The 17,140-nt window shown below is 67.3% G+C and carries 14 protein-coding genes; 9 read left to right on the forward strand and 5 right to left on the reverse strand.

The window, feature by feature from the left end:
• The first annotated feature begins 279 nt into the window (after nt 1-279).
• Genes NX068_RS17445 through msrQ form a run of 6 tightly spaced genes read left to right on the forward strand, consistent with a single transcriptional unit; the run spans nt 280 to nt 8,750 of the window.
• Nucleotides 280-2,436: a TonB-dependent receptor plug domain-containing protein gene (locus NX068_RS17445; RefSeq protein WP_263462537.1), complete on the forward strand. Its 2,157-nt coding sequence runs from the start codon at nt 280-282 to the stop codon at nt 2,434-2,436.
• Complete coding sequence (locus tag NX068_RS17450) at nt 2,437-2,979, forward strand: YfiR family protein (protein ID WP_263462538.1); 543 nt, start codon at nt 2,437-2,439, stop codon at nt 2,977-2,979.
• Between the two features lie 3 nt (nt 2,980-2,982).
• Entirely contained in the window at nt 2,983-6,081 is a 3,099-nt protein-coding gene (locus tag NX068_RS17455) for a response regulator (RefSeq protein WP_263462539.1), read from the forward strand.
• On the forward strand, nt 6,078-7,046 hold the full coding sequence (locus tag NX068_RS17460; RefSeq protein ID WP_263462540.1) for a GGDEF domain-containing response regulator: 969 nt from the start codon (nt 6,078-6,080) through the stop codon (nt 7,044-7,046). The genes NX068_RS17455 and NX068_RS17460 overlap by 4 nt, the downstream gene beginning before the upstream one ends.
• Nucleotides 7,047-7,103: 57 nt before the next feature.
• Nucleotides 7,104-8,054: a protein-methionine-sulfoxide reductase catalytic subunit MsrP gene (gene msrP, locus NX068_RS17465; RefSeq protein WP_263462541.1), complete on the forward strand. Its 951-nt coding sequence runs from the start codon at nt 7,104-7,106 to the stop codon at nt 8,052-8,054.
• A 15-nt stretch (nt 8,055-8,069) separates the two neighbouring features.
• Nucleotides 8,070-8,750, forward strand: coding sequence for a protein-methionine-sulfoxide reductase heme-binding subunit MsrQ (gene msrQ / locus NX068_RS17470; protein WP_263462542.1), 681 nt, complete (start codon nt 8,070-8,072; stop codon nt 8,748-8,750).
• A 128-nt stretch (nt 8,751-8,878) separates the two neighbouring features.
• On the opposite strand, the gene NX068_RS17475 is transcribed toward msrQ, so the two are convergent.
• From NX068_RS17475 to yjgA, 3 genes are read right to left on the reverse strand one after another with little or no spacing between them, the layout of a single operon-like run.
• Complete coding sequence (locus NX068_RS17475; RefSeq protein ID WP_263462543.1) at nt 8,879-10,063, reverse strand: methyltransferase; 1,185 nt, start codon at nt 10,061-10,063, stop codon at nt 8,879-8,881.
• 59 nt (nt 10,064-10,122) lie between these two features.
• Nucleotides 10,123-10,713 carry a molybdopterin adenylyltransferase gene (mog, locus tag NX068_RS17480; RefSeq protein ID WP_263462544.1) on the reverse strand — a complete coding sequence of 197 codons (591 nt, stop codon included), beginning with the start codon at nt 10,711-10,713 and terminating at the stop codon, nt 10,123-10,125.
• Between the two features lie 51 nt (nt 10,714-10,764).
• A complete protein-coding gene (gene yjgA, locus NX068_RS17485; RefSeq protein WP_263462545.1) occupies nt 10,765-11,370 on the reverse strand; it encodes a ribosome biogenesis factor YjgA in 606 nt (201 codons plus the stop codon).
• A 62-nt stretch (nt 11,371-11,432) separates the two neighbouring features.
• Between yjgA and pmbA the strand changes: the two genes are divergently transcribed.
• Nucleotides 11,433-12,779, forward strand: coding sequence for a metalloprotease PmbA (pmbA, locus tag NX068_RS17490; RefSeq protein WP_263462546.1), 1,347 nt, complete (start codon nt 11,433-11,435; stop codon nt 12,777-12,779).
• 49 nt (nt 12,780-12,828) lie between these two features.
• Nucleotides 12,829-13,965, forward strand: coding sequence for a TRAP transporter substrate-binding protein (locus NX068_RS17495; RefSeq protein ID WP_263462547.1), 1,137 nt, complete (start codon nt 12,829-12,831; stop codon nt 13,963-13,965).
• 106 nt (nt 13,966-14,071) lie between these two features.
• Here NX068_RS17495 and NX068_RS17500 read toward each other — a convergent pair whose 3' ends face one another.
• Nucleotides 14,072-15,709: a TRAP transporter large permease gene (locus NX068_RS17500; RefSeq protein WP_263462548.1), complete on the reverse strand. Its 1,638-nt coding sequence runs from the start codon at nt 15,707-15,709 to the stop codon at nt 14,072-14,074.
• The gene (locus NX068_RS17505; protein ID WP_263462549.1) at nt 15,706-16,314 is read right to left on the reverse strand and encodes a TRAP transporter small permease subunit; all 609 of its coding nucleotides are present in this window, start codon (nt 16,312-16,314) and stop codon (nt 15,706-15,708) included. Before NX068_RS17505 ends, NX068_RS17500 begins: the two co-directional genes overlap by 4 nt.
• Before the next feature lie 142 nt (nt 16,315-16,456).
• Between NX068_RS17505 and NX068_RS17510 the strand changes: the two genes are divergently transcribed.
• On the forward strand, nt 16,457-17,125 hold the full coding sequence (locus NX068_RS17510; RefSeq protein WP_263462550.1) for a histidine phosphatase family protein: 669 nt from the start codon (nt 16,457-16,459) through the stop codon (nt 17,123-17,125).
• The last annotated feature ends 15 nt before the right edge of the window (nt 17,126-17,140 follow it).

The following is a 17,140-nucleotide window of genomic DNA, read 5'->3' on the forward strand; positions in this document are numbered from 1 at the left end:
AAACAACTTGTGATTCTAGCTCGCATTTCCCGCAACAGGCGGAGCAGATACAGCGCCCGGCTTGCCCGGCTTATCCCAAATGCGTGATTTTTTCCATGACTCGCCGTAGTTTGTCGCCAATCCGGCACATCGGCATGTCACATACGTGACCTGTTGTGGGATCATCGCCGGTTCGATCGGGTAGGTGAAACTCATGGGTGAGAAATGGCGCTGACTGTGCTCGGACACCGGCCGAAATGCCGAACCCTATGTGTGGCGGGATTCGTGGCGTCGTGCTGTATGCCGGTGCAGGCAGGCGCGAGCGAGGACGTGCTGCGCCTGTTGCCGCTGTCGCTGGAAGAACTCATCCAGACGCCGATCGTCACCGCCTCGCACCGCGTCGAGCGACGCGACGACACTCCTGCCCATGTGATCGTGATCACCCGCGAGCAGATCAGGGCCCGCCGCTATCGCGACCTGGGCGAGTTGCTGAGCGACCTGCCCGGCGTCGATTTCATGGCGGGCAGCCGTTCGTCGATCTTCAACAACTTCAGCCTGCAGGGCTTCAACAGCAACAACCAGTTGCTGATCATGCTCGACGGCGTCCGCGTCGACGACCCTGCCGGCGGCAAGATCGCCGTGGCCCGCAACTTCTCGCTGTACATGGCACGCCAGGTCGAAGTGGTCTATGGGCCGGCGGCGGCGCTGTACGGCGCCGACGCGGTGGCCGGTGTCATCAACATCATCACCGACCAGGGCGAGCAGGCCGGCGACAACTGGGCTTCGGTGGGTGCGGGACGCTTCGACAGCCGCGAAGCGCAGTTCCTGTTCACGCTGAAGCCGGCCGAGGACGTGCGCTTCACCCTGGGCGGGCACAAGCAGCGCAGCGACCGTGCGCCGCTCGACCACTACTATCCGGATGATTTTCCCGCGGTGGATGCACAGGATTACGACGGCACGATCGTCGTGCCGGCGCAGGCCCGCCACCGCCACATCGATGGCATCGAAAGCCACAGCCTGTTCGCCCGCGCCGACCTCACCGAACATCTGACGCTGGGCTACTACCGCAACGGCTTCGGCCAGCCGACCAGCACGGGCGACCGTACCGACATGGCCCTGTACGACCGCCATGCGCGCTGGGAAACGGTTTCCGAGACCCTGTACGCACGGGCACGCTTCCAGTTGACGGAGGACATCGAGGGCCGCCTGCTGATCGACTATGCACGCCAGGAAGCCGACCCCGACTCCAATTACCTGAACAAATACACCGGCTTCGGCGCGCGCGGCTACAACTATGCCAAGGCCACCCGCACTGGCATCCGGCCCACGCTCCACTGGCGCATCGACGCTGCGCACGATCTGCAGGCCGGCATCGGCTACCAGGATTACGAGGCCATGCTGACGCCCAACCTGCCGCGCCGCTACCAGCAATCGCTGGGGACGCACGGCCAGGGCCTGAACTATGCCAACACCGACCTGCCGATCCTGATCCCCTCGGCACGCCACCACAACGAATTCGGCTACCTGCAATGGCAGGCGCAGTGGACACCGCAGTTCACCACCATGATCGGCGTGCGCCACGATCGCCACTCGGGCTACGGCAGCAGCCTCAATCCGCGCCTGGGCGCGGTGTGGCAACCAGCGGACCGGCACGTCTTCAAGCTGTCCTACGGCGAAGCCTTCCGCGCGCCCTCCTACGACGAGTCGCTGTCGGCATACGGCGCCTTCAGCGGCGCCCGGGATGAGGAAGGACGCTACATTGGCAAGGGTTTCCGTGCCCCGAACGGAAAGCTCGAAGCCGAACGTGCGCGCACGCTCGGCCTGACCTGGGACTGGCGCCCGACACCATCGCTGAACCTGGTCACCCACCTGTACCACAGCCACATCAACAACCTGATCGCCACGCTCAACGAGAAGGTGCCGACGCAGTACATCCCCGGCGCGGTGTTGAGCGAAACCACGATCAAGGGCAATGCCGGAAAGGCCCACCACACCGGCCTCGACATCAGCGGCCAGTGGCAATTCCGTACCGCCGGAGCCTGGCACGGCGAAGTGTGGGGCAGCCTGAGCTACATCGACGGCACCCTCCAGACGGGCGACGACGCCCGGAACTGGGACCTGCCCTATGTCGCGAAGCACAAGTTCAAGCTCGGCAGCACCTGGCGCTACGGCGACACGCTGACGATCACGCCGCGCCTGACCTGGGTCGGCAAGACCACCACCGGGCGCAGGAATCCCGCGCGGCCGGGCCGTCACCTGACGGCCGACGCCTGGTGGGTCGCCAGCCTGCACCTGGGCTGGCATCGCCTGCTGGACGGGCGCGCCACGCTGTGGCTGGACATCGACAACCTGTTCGACCGCCGCTACCACGTCGCCCACGGGGCCGCCGACAGCACCCTGCTGACGATGCCGCAACAACCGCGCAGCTGGATGGCGACGCTGGAGTACCGCTTCTAAATGTGGCGGCGATACACGCGCGCCCTTGCAGGCCTGCTTGCCGGACTATGCTGCGGACTGGCCGCGGCACAGCCGCCGCCCCATGCCGCTTCGGAACAGGCCCTGAAGGCCGTCCTGCTGTTCAAGCTGCCGCTGTTCGTCTATGAACCACCGCTCGAAGACGCCCCCTCGCCGTCGATCTGCCACCTGGGGAGAAGCGGCCTGGAAGACGCGCTGGCCCAGTTGCAGCGCTCCGTCACCGACGAACGCACGTTCAGCGTGCGCTACCTGGACGATGCCGCCCAGGCCGCCGACTGCGACATGGTGTTCATCGGCAACTCCGAACGGCATCGCCTGGGGGCCATCCTGTCGCAACTGCACCGGCGCCCGCAGGTGACGGTATCCGACATCAAGGGTTTCGCCCAGTCCGGCGGCATCGTCGAACTGCTCGTCCGGAGCGAGGGTACGGGCATCGACATCGTGATCAACCAGCGCGTGGCACGCGAACGGGGCGTCAGCTTCAGCGCCCAACTGCTGCGCCTCGCCCGCCCTCCGGGAGACTAGCCGATGCGCCCGCAGCCGCGACATCGCATCGCGCGCCTGGCAGCCTCGCTGCCGGCCACCCTGGGCGGGCGCCTCAATCTGCTCGGCGCCGTCGCCCTGAGCGTGGCGACCCTGCTGGTCTTCGCCCTGATGTCGTTCCAGCAACAGCGCCTGCTGCGGACCGAATGGGTGGCCTCGCTTTCCGCTCAAGCCGCCCTGATCGCCAGCAACAGCCGTGCGGCCGTGGTCTTCGCCGACTACCGCGAGGCCGACGCCCTGCTGCAGGCACTGTCGGCCAACCCGCTGATCCTCGAAGCCCGGCTGATACTGCCCGACAACGGCCTGCTGGCGGGCTATGCGCGCAACGGCAGCCCTTCCGCCGATGCAAGCGATGCGCCCGACGAGGCAACGGGCCACCGCTTCGGCGACGGCAGGCTGACCGTCTGGGCCCCGGTGCTGGAAGGCCAGCGGCAGGCGGCCCGGCTCGAGCTGGTCGCCTCGCTGGATCATCTCGGCAAGGTCTTCCTACGCTCGGCGCTGGAGGCGGCCACGGTCCTGCTGCTGGTACTGGCGGCGACGCTGGCGTCGATGTCGCGCGTGATGCGCCGGTTGCTGGCGCCAGTCCATGCGCTGCGCGACCTGCTGCGGCGGCTGACCGACAATCCGGATCTCAGGACACGCGCGCAGCCCGGCGGAGGTACCGAAATCGCCGCCTTGGGGCGCGGCCTCAACGAATTGATCGACACCGTGCAGGCGCGCGACGCCGAGCTGGCTGCCTACCGGGACAATCTCGAACAACTGGTCGAGCAGCGCACCCATGCACTGGCATCGGCGATGGCCGAAACGCACCGCGCCAACCAGGCAAAATCGGAGTTCCTGGCACGGATGAGCCACGAGATCCGCACCCCGATGAACGCCATCATCGGCCTGGGCGGACTGCTGCGCCGCTCGACGCTGACGCGCCGGCAGCGCGACCAGCTCGACAAGATGCTGGCCTCGTCCGAAGCCTTGCTCGGCGTCATCAATGACGTGCTCGACTACTCCCGTATCGAAGCCGGCAAGCTGCCGCTGGAGTCGATTCCCTTCGATCTGCTGGAGCTGTGCGAGCAGGCGCTCAGCGTGGTGGCGCTCAGGGCGGAGGAAAAGAACGTCGAGCTGCTGATGCTGCCCGACGAAAACCTGCCGACGCGGCTGGTCGGCGACCCGCTGCGCCTGCGCCAGATCCTGATCAACCTGCTGGCCAACGCGGTGAAATTCACCGAACAGGGCGAAGTCATGCTGCACGTCGGCCTGCGCGCCGGCGCAGCCCCGGCCGGCAAGGCAGCCTTGCGCCTGAGCGTGCACGACACCGGCATCGGCCTCACCGCCGCCCAGCAGGCCGTGCTGTTCCAGCCCTTCTCCCAGGGCGACGACTCCATCACCCGCCGCTTCGGCGGCACCGGGCTGGGGCTGTCGATCTGCGCACAACTGGTACGCATGATGGGCGGGCGCATCGACGTCGAGTCCGTTTCCGGCGAAGGCGCGCATTTCCACGTCGAGCTCGAGCTGCCCATTGCCCAGGCCGATGAGGCGGCCCCGGCCGAGATCGGCTTCCGCCATGCCCTGGTGGTCGCCGAAAGCCCGTCCGGCCGCCACGTGCTGTCGACCCTGTGCGCCCAGCAGGGGCTGCGCGCGAATGCCTGCGCGGACGCAGGCCAGGCGGCTGCGCTACTGCAGGAAGGGCTCGACGCCGGCGACGCCTTCGACCTGATCCTGCTCGACTGGCGCATCGGCGACAGCGACGGCCTGGCGCTGGCAAGGCAGTTGCGCACCCGATTCGGCAAGGTTTTCGCCAGCGCGGACCTGCCCTTCCCGAAAGTCGTGCTGCAGACCGGCAACACCGGCCACGCCGGCATGGACGGGCAACCGCATACCGTCGGCATCGACGCCACGCTGGTCAAGCCTGCCCTGCCGCGAACCTTGCGGGCCGCCCTGGACGAGGCCCGCGCCGAAACGCCTCCTGCCGATTCCGCTGCCCAGCCTCCCGCTCCAGCCGCCCTGGCACCCTTGCGCGGCGCCCGGGTGCTGGTCGTCGACGATATGCCGCTCAACCGTGAAATCGCCCGCGCCTTTCTGCAGGACACCGGCCTGCAGGTCGCCGAAGCCAGCAATGGCGAGGAAGCGCTGGCCAGGCTCGCGGCGCAGCGCTGCGACCTGGTGCTGATGGATGTGCAGATGCCGATACTGGACGGCCTGGCGGCGGCGCGGCGCATCCGTGCCGGCTCGAACTGCCCGGACATCCCGATCATCGCGATGACCGCGCACGCCCTGGACGGCGACCGCCAGCGCAGCCTCGAGGCCGGCATGAACGATCATCTCACCAAGCCGATCGACGTCGGCATGTTGTACGCCGCGCTGCTGCGCTGGCTGCCGGCGCGCGACACCGACGCCCCCGCATCGACCTCGGCCACGGTCGCGGCGGCCGACTGCCCGCCGGCAACCCAGGCCGCGGCACCGGACACGGCAGGCTGGCCTGCCGAACTGCCCGGCATCGACATGGTCCGCGGCCTGGCCAACCACCTCGGCCGTCCGGCCCTGTACCGCCGCATCCTCGACGAATTCGCCGCGGCCTTCGCCAGCGGAGGCGCTCCACTGCACCAGGCATTGGCATATGGGGATACCGAAACCGCTCACCGCTGGGTACACTCGCTGAAATCCGGCGCGGCGACCATCGGTGCTGCCGGGCTGGCTGCGCAGGCGCGCGACCTGGAGCACCGGCTGCGCGCCGGCCAGGCGCCCGGCGAGGCCGATTTGCAGGCACTGGAGGCAAGCCTGCGTGCCGTATGCTCGGCACTGGCAACCTTGCCCGGCACGCGAACGCCGGAAGCGGGGCCGGCATCGGCTGCCGAGACTGCACGGCAAGTGGAGGAGGCGCTGCCGCTGATCGACGAAACGCTGGCGCTGCTGGCCCGTCACGATGCTCGCGCCGAAGGCGAAATACGCAGGCTGGGCAGCCTGCTGGAAGGTTCGGCCTGGCAAAACCATGCGGAAGCGATACGCACGCTGATCGAAGATGTCGAATACGAAACCGCCCTGCCACTGCTGGCCGCCCTGCGCGAGGACATGATCCAGGCACCGACATGAATGCCGATTCCACCGTACTCGTCGTCGACGACGAAAAGCACAATCGCCAGTTGCTCACCGAACTGCTGCAGCACGAATGCCGCCTGCTCCTGGCCAAGAGCGGAGAACAGGCGCTGGCGCTGGCACGCGAACTGCAGCCCGACCTGATCCTGCTCGATGTCGTGATGCCGGGCATGAACGGCCATGCGGTGATCCGCCAGCTCAAGGACGACGACCGCACGCGCGACACGCCGGTGATCTTCATCACCGCGCTGGACTCCTTCGATGACCAGAAGGTCGGCCTCGAACTGGGCGCCGTCGACTACATCACCAAACCCTTCCATCCCCCGATCGTCCGCGTCCGGGTCCGCAATCACCTGCGCCTGGTGGAACAGCGCCGCCTGCTCGAACAACTCGCCATGCTCGACAACCTCACCGGCATCCCCAACCGGCGGCGCTTCGTCGAAACCCTGGAGCATGAATGGCGGCGCTGCCTGCGCCATGCGCTTCCGCTGTCGATGATCGTGGCGGACGTCGATCACTTCAAACGGATCAACGACACCTATGGCCATGCGGAAGGCGACGAAGCGCTGCGCAGCGTGGCGCAGGCCCTGAAACGGGCGATACAGCGCCCCGGGGATTTCGTCTGCCGCTACGGTGGAGAGGAATTCGTGCTGCTGCTGCCGGGCGTCGACGAGGATGGCGCCGCCGAGTTTGCCGAAGCCGTGCGCCAGCGCATAGCCGCGATGCCGTTCCAGACCGCCGACGGCAGGCCGCTGCAGCTCACGCTCAGCCTGGGAGGCGCAAGCCATGTGCCGACGACGCCCGAGGTGGGCAAGGAGCTGTTCCTCGCCGCCGACCGCGCGCTCTACGATGCCAAGCACGCCGGCCGCAACCGCATCGTCTGGGCGCGCACGCCGCCGCAGCCCGGCGGGCACGGCACCGTGAATGTGGCGGCGGCCACCTCTTCCACGCGCCCCTGCTGAACCCCTCGACCGTTCCGACGGTCTATCCGGAACCGCATCCCCGCCTGAAAACTCCACATGCTGATCCGAACCACATCGGCCGCCGCCACTGTCCGCCCTGCCGAAATCACACCGCGCCCACTGTTCGAAGAACGGCGCCGCCTGCTGCTGCGCGGCGGGCTCGGCATTGCAGCCGGCGCGGCCTTGTGGCAGGGGCTGGGCGGGACGGCAAGGGCGGCGTCGGAGCGCCTGGCCACCGTCGCCTCGCCACTGAGCACCACCGAAGCCATGACCGAGCGCAAGGCGGTGACGAGCTACAACAACTTCTACGAATTCGGCACCGACAAGGGCGACCCGGCGCAGAACGCCGGACGCATGCTCACGCGGCCATGGACCGTCGCGGTCGAAGGCCTGGCCGGCAAGCCGCGCCGCTTCGACATCGACGAGTTGCTGAAGCTGGCGCCGCTGGAAGAGCGCATCTACCGCCTGCGCTGCGTCGAGGGCTGGTCGATGGTCATCCCCTGGGTGGGGTTTCCGCTGGCCGCGCTGCTGAAGGCAGTCGAGCCGCTGGGCAGCGCGAAGTACGTCGAATTCCTGAGCCATTACGACCCGGAAATCATGCTGCGCCGTCCGGTCCTGCAATGGCCCTACGCCGAGGGCCTGCGCCTGGACGAGGCCCTGCATCCGCTGACCATCCTCGCCGTGGGCCTGTACGGCGAAGTGCTGCCGAACCAGAACGGCGCGCCGATCCGCCTGGTGGTGCCGTGGAAATACGGCTTCAAGAGCATCAAGTCGATCACCACCATCCGCCTCACCGAACGGCAGCCGGCGACGTCGTGGCGCCGCGCCGCGCCGCACGAATACGGCTTCTACGCCAACGTCAATCCGGAAGTCTCGCACCCGCGCTGGAGCCAGGCCACCGAGCGCCGCATCGGCGAGATCCGCAAGCGGCCGACACTGATGTTCAACGGCTATGCCGAGCAGGTGGCCGGCCTGTACCAGGGCATGGATCTGCGCACGTATTACTGAGAGAAGCCCCCCGACATGCCGAATTTCCTGCGCGCGCCCTCAGGCACGCAGATCGCCCTGATCAAGGCCGCCGTCTTCCTGGCCTGTCTGGTCCCCGCCGTGCAACTCGCGCTGGGCTGGCAGAACGACACGCTCGGTGCCAACCCCATCGAAACCATCACCCGCGCAAGCGGCGAATGGACGCTGCGCCTGCTGCTGATCACGCTCGCGGTCAGCCCGCTGCGGCGCTACACCGGGCTGCACTGGCTGCTCCGGCTGCGGCGCATGCTCGGGCTGTTCGCCTTCGCCTACGCTGCCGCGCACTTCACCACCTATGTCTGGCTGGACCAGTTCTTCGACTGGCAGGCGATCGCCCGCGACATCCTCGACCGCCCCTTCATCACCGTCGGCTTCGCCGCCTTCGTGCTGCTGATCCCGCTCGCCGCCACCTCCAGCAACGCCGCCATCCGCCGCCTGGGCGGCCGGCGCTGGCAGTCGCTGCACCGCTCGATCTACGCCATCGCCATCCTCGCCGTGGTGCATTTCTGGTGGCTGGTGAAGGCCGACCTGCTGAAACCCTTCATCTACGCGCTGATCCTCGCCGCCCTGCTCGGCCTGCGCGCCTGGTGGCGCGAACAGGAACGCCGCCGCCAGTTGTCGGTGCCGCCGCCGGCGAAGCACCTGGAAAGGCCCGTGATCAGGATCGTGCAGAAGTAGGATGGGTCGGGCCGCGTAGGTCGAGCCGCGTAGGCCGGGCCGCGCAGGTCGGGCCGAAGGCTAAACCCATCCCCCCAGCGAACATCCCGACCGATGGGTTTCGCTTCGTTCCACCCTGCGGCGCTGCTTCAGGCGACGCCCAGCCGCCACAGCGAAGTCACTTCCGCCGCCCGCGCCGCGTGCATCGGATCGTCCGCATCCGTGGCCTTGGCATGCCGTGGGCGGACGTCTTCGCGACCGAGCACCTGCAGGCCGGCATCGCCGATCCAGCCGAGCAGTTCGGCGCGGCTGCGCAAGCCGAGGTGTTCGGCGAGATCGGACAGGATCAGCCAGCCTTCGCCGCCCGCTTCCAGATGCGCGGCAAGGCCTTGCAGGAAGCCACGCAGCATGCGGCTGCCGGGATCATAGACGGCATGCTCGACGGCAGACGTGGGCTTGGCCGGCACCCACGGCGGATTGCACACCACCAGCGGCGCGCGGCCGGCGGGGAAGAGATCGGCTTCGACCACCTCGGCCTGCGCGGACAGCCCCAGCCGGGCGAGATTGTCGCGCGCGCAGCCGAGCGCGCGCGGCGACAGATCGGTCCCCACCACGCGCTGCACGCCGCGGCGCGCCAGCAGCGCGGCGATGGCGCCAGTGCCGGTGCCGATGTCGAAGGCGAGCGTTTTCGCCGGCAAGGGCACGCGGGCGACGAGATCGAGGTATTCGCCGCGGATCGGCGAGAACACGCCGTACCAGGGATGGATGCGCTCACCCAGCGCCGGCACCAAAACGCCCTTGCGCCGCCATTCGTGCGCGCCGATCAGGCCCAGCAGTTCACGCAGCGACAGCACGAACGGCGCTTGCAGCAGCGCCGCGTGCTCGTCGCCGAAAGCTTCGGCCAATGCATCGTGTACGTCGGGCGCGCGGCGCAGCGCAATGCGCCCGCCGGCTTCGACCGGGATCAGCAGCATGCCCAGCGTCCGCGCCCGCTGCGCCTGGGCCATGCGGTGCAGGTGGAAGGCCTCGGCCGGCGACGCGGCCGCCTGAGTCCCCTTTCCGCCTGCTTTCCCGCCAGCCTTGCCACCGCTCTTGCCCGACCGGCGACCGGCACGACGGGCCATGGCTTGCAGCAACTGGCGGGCATTGTGGTAGTCACCCCGCCACAGCAGCGCCGTGCCTTCGCAGGCCAGGCGCCAGGCGGTGTCGGCGCTCAGGGTATCGTCGGCCACCACCACCCGCTTCGGCGGCGGCTGGCCGTTTTCCGAGCGCCAGTGTGCGCAGTGCGACAGCTCGCCCTCGGTCCAGTACAGCAGCAATCCTTGTTCGCTCATCCCGTCCGGCTCACTCTACCCGCCTCGATTCGCACCAATCGTTTCACCCGGAACCCGCTTCAGACCTGTTTCGGCCGGATGGCATTCTTCGGGCGGAAGGCCTTGATCACCGACTCGTCGGTTTCGACGTAAGGGCCGCCGATGAGGTCGATGCAATAAGGCACGGCGGCAAAGATGCCGACGTGGCGCACCGCGCCGTCGGCATCGCGCACGCCTTCGAGCGTTTCGCGGATCGACTTGGGCTGGCCGGGCAGGTTGATGATGAGGCAGCGGCCGCGGATCACCGCGACCTGGCGCGACAGGATGGCGGTGGGCACGAAGTTGAGGCTGATGCGGCGCATTTCCTCGCCGAAGCCGGGCATCTCCTTGTCGGCGACGGCCAGCGTGGCTTCGGGCGTGACGTCGCGCGGCGACGGGCCGGTGCCGCCGGTGGTCAGCACCAGGCTGCAGCCGGCCTGGTCGGCGAGATCGGCCAGTGTGCGTTCGATCAACGGCCGCTCGTCGGGGATCAGCCGCGTCTCGGCGCTCCAGGGCGAAGTCAGCGCCCTGCCCAGCCAGTCCTGCAGCGCGGGAATGCCCTGGTCTTCATAAGTGCCGTCGGAAGCGCGGTCGCTGATCGACACCAGGCCGATACGGATGGGTTCGCTCATGGGAATCGTCTCGCTATACGGGGAAGCCGGGTGCGGAGCACGCTTCGCGCATCAGGCGCGCGCATCGCCACCGTCGTCCCGGCCGCCCTCGTTTGCATCGTCATGCGCAGCTTCGGCGCCGCCAGCTTCGGCGGCCGCGTCCTGCGCTTCCTGCAGTTCGCGCAGCACACGGAAGATCTCGCGGAAGGCCTTGGGCGGCTTGCCGGCCTCGCGCTCCTTCAGCGCGTTGCGGCGCAGCGTGCGCAGGTATTGCAGGTCGGCGTCGGGCCAGATCTCGGCGATGGCGCCGATGGTCTGCTCGTCTTCCAGCAGGCGCTCGCGCAGGCGTTCGAGGCGATGCATCTTCGCCACTTCGGCGGCCGAGTTGCCGTTGAAGATGTCGAGCTGGGCCTGGATCGGCGCCGGGTCGATCTTGCGCATCAGCTTGCCGATGTACTGCATCTGGCGGCGGCGGGCTTCCATCTTGAAACCCTGGGCAGCGCGGACCGCTTCGTACAGCGTATCGGGCAGCGGCACCTTCCTGAGGCGTTCGGGCGACAGCGCGACGAGCTGTTCGCCGAGTGCCTGCAAGGCGTGCATTTCGCGCTTGAGGCTGCTCTTGCTGGGCGGCTCGACGAAATCGTCTTCATCGTGGGAGGGGCGCGAATCTGAACGCATTGCGGCTGGCTCGGGGCTTGGACGGGTTAAGATTATAGCCTTTGCCCGACAGCAGCCCGCCCATGTCCGACCAAGGCTTCTCCTTCTCCCAGGCGCATCTGCGCGAAATCGCCACCGACATCCTCAAGTATGCGAAGAAGCACGGCGCCAGCGCCTGCGAAACCGATGTCTCGGAAGGCTTCGGCCAGTCGGTGGGCGTGCGCAAGGCGGAAGTCGAGACGATCGAATACAACCGCGACAAGGGTGTCGGCGTCACCGTGTATATCGGCCAGCAGCGCGGCTATGCGAGCACTTCGGACTTTTCGAAGAAGGCGCTGAAGGCCACGGTCGATGCCGCGCTGTCGATCGCCCGCTTCACCGCGCCCGACCCTTGCGCCGGCCTGGCCGACGCCGCGCTGATGGCGCGCGAGAAGGACATGCCCGAGCTGGATCTGTTCCACCCCTGGGCGATCGGCGTCGATGAGGCAATCGCGCTGGCCCGCCGCTGCGAGGCGGCGGCGTTCGCGGTCGGCCCGCAGATCAGCAACTCCGAAGGCGCCAGCACCTCGATCCAGCAGTCGCATTTCGTCTCGGCCAACAGCCACGGCTTCATCGGCGGCTATGCTAGCACCCGCCACGGCCTGTCGTGCTCGGTGATCGCCGGCGAGGGCGACGGCATGCAGCGTGAATACTGGTACGACTCGCGGCGCGATCCGGCCGAACTGATGAGCGCGGAGGACATCGGCCGCATCGCCGGCGAACGCGCGCTGGCGCGCCTGGGCGGCAGGCAGATCCGCACCTGCGAAGTACCGGTGCTGTTCGAGGCGCCGCTGGCGGTCGGCCTGATCGGCAGCTTCGTGCAGGCGGTCAGCGGCGGTGCGCTCTACCGCAAGGCGAGCTTCCTGCTCGACAGCCTGGGCCAGCAGGTGTTCTCGCCGGTGGTCGGCATCTCGGAACGGCCACACCTGAAGAAGGCCTTCGGCTCCAGCCCCTTCGACAGCGACGGCGTCGCCACCCGCGATCGCGAAGTCGTCACCGACGGCGTGCTGAACGGCTACTTCCTGTCCACCTATTCCGCGCGCAAGCTCGGCATGCAGACCACCGGCAACGCCGGCGGCTCGCACAACCTGATCGTCAGGCCAGGCGAGCAGGACCTGGCCGGCCTGATCAGGCAGATGGATCGCGGCCTGCTCGTCACCGAACTGCTCGGCCACGGCGTGAACTACGTCACCGGCGACTATTCGCGCGGCGCGGCGGGCTTCTGGGTGGAGAAAGGCAAGATCAAGCACGCGGTGGAAGAAGTCACCATCGCGGGCAACCTGCGCGACATGTTCCGCAACATCGTCGCCATCGGCAACGATGCGCTGCCGCGCGGGGCCAAGCACTGCGGCTCGGTCCTGATCGAGCGCATGAAGGTGGCGGGCCGCTGACGCGGGCTGCCGTACATCGATACCTCATCACTGTCCTGAAGGAGTTCATGTGGAACGTCGTTCATTTCTGAAGAAGGCCGGTGCCGGCGCTGCGGCTGGCGCCGCCCTCGGCCTCGCGGCCTGCGGCAAGTCCGAACAACACGCAGCCCCCGCCGCCGCCTCCTCCGCACCGGCCGTTCAGACCGGCCTGCCGTCGATCCAGTGGCGCATGACCTCGAGCTTTCCGAAGAGCGTCGACACCCTGTTCGGCAGCGCCGAGATGCTCGCCAACCGCCTGCGCGAAATCACCGACGGCAAGTTCGACATCCGCATCTTCCCGGCCGGCGAACTGGTGCCCGGCCTGCAGGCGCTCGACGCCGTGCAGCAGGGCACGGTCGAAATGTGCCATACCTGCTCGTACTACTACGTCGGCAAGGACAAGACCTTCGCCTTCGGCACCGCCGTGCCCTTCGGCCTGAACGCACGCCAGATGGACGCCTGGATCATCGCCGGCGGCGGCCAGGAACTGCTGGACGAGTTCTACAGCAACTACAACATCTATTCCTTCCTCGGCGGCAACACCGGCGTGCAGATGGGCGGCTGGTACCGCAAGCCGATCAACTCGCTCGAGGACATCAAGGGCCTGAAGATCCGCATCGCCGGCATCGCCGGCGAAATCCTCGCCCGCATGGGCGCCATCCCGCAGCAGCTTGCCGGCCCCGACGTCTACCCCGCGCTGGAAAAGGGCACGATCGACGCCGCCGAATGGGTCGCGCCCTATGACGACGAGAAGCTGGGCTTCCACAAGGTCGCGCCCAACTACTACGCGCCGGGCTGGTGGGAGCCGGGCCCGGTGGTCCACTTCTATGTGAACAAGACCGAGTGGGACAAGCTGCCGAAGGAATACCAGGCTGCGTTCCGCACCGCTTCACGCGAGGCCCACATCCTGATGACGGCAAGCTACGACCACAAGAACCCGCAAGCGCTGGCCCGCCTGCTGTCGCAGGGCGTCAAGCTGCAGACCTTCTCGAACGAGATCATGAAGCGCGGCTACGAGGTATCGCAGGAGCTGTATGCCGAGGAAGCGGCGAAGAATCCGGCCTGGGCCAAGATCTATGCCGAGTTCGAGAAATACCGCAGGGCGCAGAACGCCTGGTTCAGCGTCGCGGAAGGCAGCTACGACCGCTTCATGCAATCGATCCGCTGAGCGAATCTGCCGACGTCCGGCCTCGAGCCAGGTCGGATGAGGCGAAAAAAATGGCCCGCGCTCGATGCGCGGGCCATTTTTTTGGTACGGCTGCGTTTCCCTGGGTTCAATCGCCCTGCAATTGACGCAGCAGGTCGGAAGCGGCATCGTCCGCCGGCGACGCGCCGCCGCCCAGCAACTCGTCGAGCTTCAGTTCCTGTTGCTCGCCCGGTTTCGGACTGCCGTCGCCGTAGGACACCAGGCCGGGGAAGGCGATGATCAGGCCGACCATGCAGAGCTGGATGATCACGAAAGGCACGGCGCCCCAGTAGATCGAGGACGACTTCACCTTCTCCGACGCCACCGAGCGCAGGAAGAACAGCGCGAAACCGAAGGGCGGGTGCAGGAAGGAGGTCTGCATGTTGACCGCGAGCAGCACGCCGAACCAGATCAGGTCGATGCCCAGCTTGTCCGCCACCGGCGCCAGCAGCGGCACGATGATGAAGGCCAGCTCGAAGTAGTCGAGGAAGAAGGCGAGCAGGAACACCAGCACGTTGACCGCGATCAGGAAGCCGATCTCGCCGCCGGGCAGCGAAGTCATCAGATGCTCGACCCACAGGTCGCCATTGACGCCGCGGAAGGTCAGGCCGAACACGCTCGAGCCGATCAGGATGAACATCACGAAGCACGACAGCTTGGTCGTCGAGTCCATCGCCTGCTTCAGCAGTGTCATCGACAGGCGCCTGCGCGACACCGCCATCAGCACTGCACCGACCGCGCCCATCGCGCCACCTTCGGTCGGCGTCGCGATGCCGATGAAGATCGTGCCGAGCACCAGGAAGACCAGGCCCAGCGGCGGAATCAGCACGAAGGTCACGCGCTCGGCCATGCGCGACAGCAGGCCGAGGCCGAACAGGCGGTTGATCATGGCGACGACGAAGGCGATGCCGATTGCCGCCATTGCAGCCACCACCCCCATCTCGTCGCGCGGCGCGCCGTCTTCGTAGAACCAGTCGATGAACAGCCAGGCACCGGCCACCGACAGCACGGTGAGGACGGCGAGCGAACGCAGGCCGCTCGAACCGTCATCCTCGCGCAAGGTGCGCGCCTCGAGCGGCATGGCCGGCACGTGGGACGGGCGCACGATCGCGACGGCAGCGACGTAGACCGCGTAGAAACCGGTCAGCATCAGCCCCGGCAGCAGCGCCGCCTGGTACATGTCGCCGACCGAGCGGCCGAGCTGGTCGGCCATCACGATCAGTACCAGCGAAGGCGGGATGATCTGTGCCAGCGTACCCGAAGCGGCGATGACGCCGCTCGCGATACGATGGTCGTAGCCGTAGCGCAGCATGATCGGCAGCGAGATCAGGCCCATCGAGATCACCGAGGCCGCCACCACGCCGGTGGTCGCGGCCAGCAGCGCACCGACGAAGATCACCGCGAAGGCGAGGCCGCCGCGCACCGGACCGAACAGCTGGCCGATGGTGTCGAGCAGATCCTCGGCCATGCCGCTACGTTCGAGGATCAGGCCCATGAAGGTGAAGAAGGGCACGGCCAGCAAGGTGTCGTTGGCCATGATGCCGAACACCCGCTCGGGCAGCGCCTGGAACAGCGCGCCATGCAGCAGGCCGAGCTCGATGCCAATGAGGCCGAACAGGATGCCGTTGGCCGCGAGCGCGAACGCCACCGGGAAACCGAACAGCAGGAACAGGATCATGGACGCGAACATCAGCGGCGCCATGTTGGCGATGATGAACTCGGTCATTTCGTGCGCCCCTGCTCATCGATCTTGACACTGTTCGCCTTGATCGCAGCGACCAGTTCCTCCGTTCCCGCACCGGCGGATTTCTTGACCAGCGGATTCGGTCCGTGCCCGGTCAGGAAAGCGATGCGCTTGATCAGTTCGGAGAGGGCCTGCAGCACCAGCAGGCCCAGGCCCAGCGGCAGCAGCAGCTTGACCGGCCAGCGGATCAGGCCGCCGTAGTTCTGCGACATCTCGCCCGACTGGATCGAGCTCATCACGATCGGCAGCGACAGCCATAGAATCAGCACCGCCATCGGCAGCATGAAGAACAGGATGCCGATCACGTCGACGATGTTCTGTCCTCGCGGCGACAGCCGGCTGGTGAGGATGTCGATACGCACGTGCTCGTTGCGCAGGAAGGTGTAACCTGCCGCCAGCATGAAGATCGCGGCGAACAGGTACCACTGGATTTCCAGCAGTGCGTTCGAACTCGTGTTGAACAGTTTGCGGGCAAGCGCGTTGCCTGCGCTGATCACCACGGCGATCAGCACCAGCCACATCACGCTACGCCCGACCCGTTCGTTGATCCAGTCGATCAAGCGGGCAATTCGCAGCAATAAGGACACGGGGAAACTCCAGAAACGCGCGGCGACACGCTGAACAACCGCCGCGCCTGCGCACATGCGCGCGCAAGCAAGCCCATCGAAAGCCCGGCATTATTTCACAGCCTCCATTTCTCGCGCGTACACCTTCATCAAAACGTCTTATATGGAAAACTCATCGATACCGCCGGAAACATGCCGCCTCTGCCTCGTCCGCCACGGCGAAACGGCCTGGAACACCGAACGCCGCCTGCAGGGGCATGTCGACATCCCGCTCAATGAAACCGGGCTGGCCCAGGCCGCGGCCACGGCGCAGCGGCTGCAGGCGCTGGGGCACGGCTTCGCCGCGCTGTACTGCAGCGACCTGATGCGCGCACGCCAGACCGCTGCAGCCATCGCCCGTCAGCAGGCCCTGGAGGCGATCCACGACGAACGCCTGCGCGAACGCCACTACGGCCTGTTCCAGGGCCTGACCTACGACGAAGCCGAACGCCAGCACCCCGAGCTCTACCGGCGCTTCAAGGCCCGGGAGCTCGATTTCGGCTTCCCGCAACACGGTGAAAGCCTGATCGCGTTCTCGTCCCGCGTCGACGCGGTGCTGGGCGACATCGCCGACCGCCACACCGGCCAGACCGTGCTGGTCGTCACCCACGGCGGCGTACTGGACATCGCCCGCCGGCTGGCGAGCGGCACGCCGCTGGAGACAGCGCGCGACTTCCCGATTCCCAATGCCGCGCTGAACTGGATCGAGCGCACCGACGGACGCTGGCGCCTGCTTGCCTGGGCCGACGAGGGCCACCTCGGCAGCGCGCTGGACGAGTTGCCGAACATATGACGAACGGGGCGAAAT

The sequence above is a fragment of the Thauera carbonicopians genome (genome assembly GCF_025699485.1).
Lineage (GTDB): Bacteria > Pseudomonadota > Gammaproteobacteria > Burkholderiales > Rhodocyclaceae > Thauera.

Excerpts from the sequence above, each read along its gene's own strand:
- msrP (WP_263462541.1), top strand. The coding sequence starts at position 7,104 with ATGCTGATCCGAACCACATCGGCCGCCGCCACTGTCCGCCCTGCCGAA.
- NX068_RS17455 (WP_263462539.1), top strand. The coding sequence starts at position 2,983 with ATGCGCCCGCAGCCGCGACATCGCATCGCGCGCCTGGCAGCCTCGCTG.
- NX068_RS17500 (WP_263462548.1), bottom strand. The coding sequence starts at position 15,709 with ATGACCGAGTTCATCATCGCCAACATGGCGCCGCTGATGTTCGCGTCC.
- NX068_RS17475 (WP_263462543.1), bottom strand. The coding sequence starts at position 10,063 with ATGAGCGAACAAGGATTGCTGCTGTACTGGACCGAGGGCGAGCTGTCG.
- NX068_RS17445 (WP_263462537.1), top strand. The coding sequence starts at position 280 with ATGCCGGTGCAGGCAGGCGCGAGCGAGGACGTGCTGCGCCTGTTGCCG.
- NX068_RS17450 (WP_263462538.1), top strand. The coding sequence starts at position 2,437 with ATGTGGCGGCGATACACGCGCGCCCTTGCAGGCCTGCTTGCCGGACTA.
- pmbA (WP_263462546.1), top strand. The coding sequence starts at position 11,433 with ATGTCCGACCAAGGCTTCTCCTTCTCCCAGGCGCATCTGCGCGAAATC.
- msrQ (WP_263462542.1), top strand. The coding sequence starts at position 8,070 with ATGCCGAATTTCCTGCGCGCGCCCTCAGGCACGCAGATCGCCCTGATC.
- mog (WP_263462544.1), bottom strand. The coding sequence starts at position 10,713 with ATGAGCGAACCCATCCGTATCGGCCTGGTGTCGATCAGCGACCGCGCT.
- NX068_RS17460 (WP_263462540.1), top strand. The coding sequence starts at position 6,078 with ATGAATGCCGATTCCACCGTACTCGTCGTCGACGACGAAAAGCACAAT.
- NX068_RS17510 (WP_263462550.1), top strand. The coding sequence starts at position 16,457 with ATGGAAAACTCATCGATACCGCCGGAAACATGCCGCCTCTGCCTCGTC.
- yjgA (WP_263462545.1), bottom strand. The coding sequence starts at position 11,370 with ATGCGTTCAGATTCGCGCCCCTCCCACGATGAAGACGATTTCGTCGAG.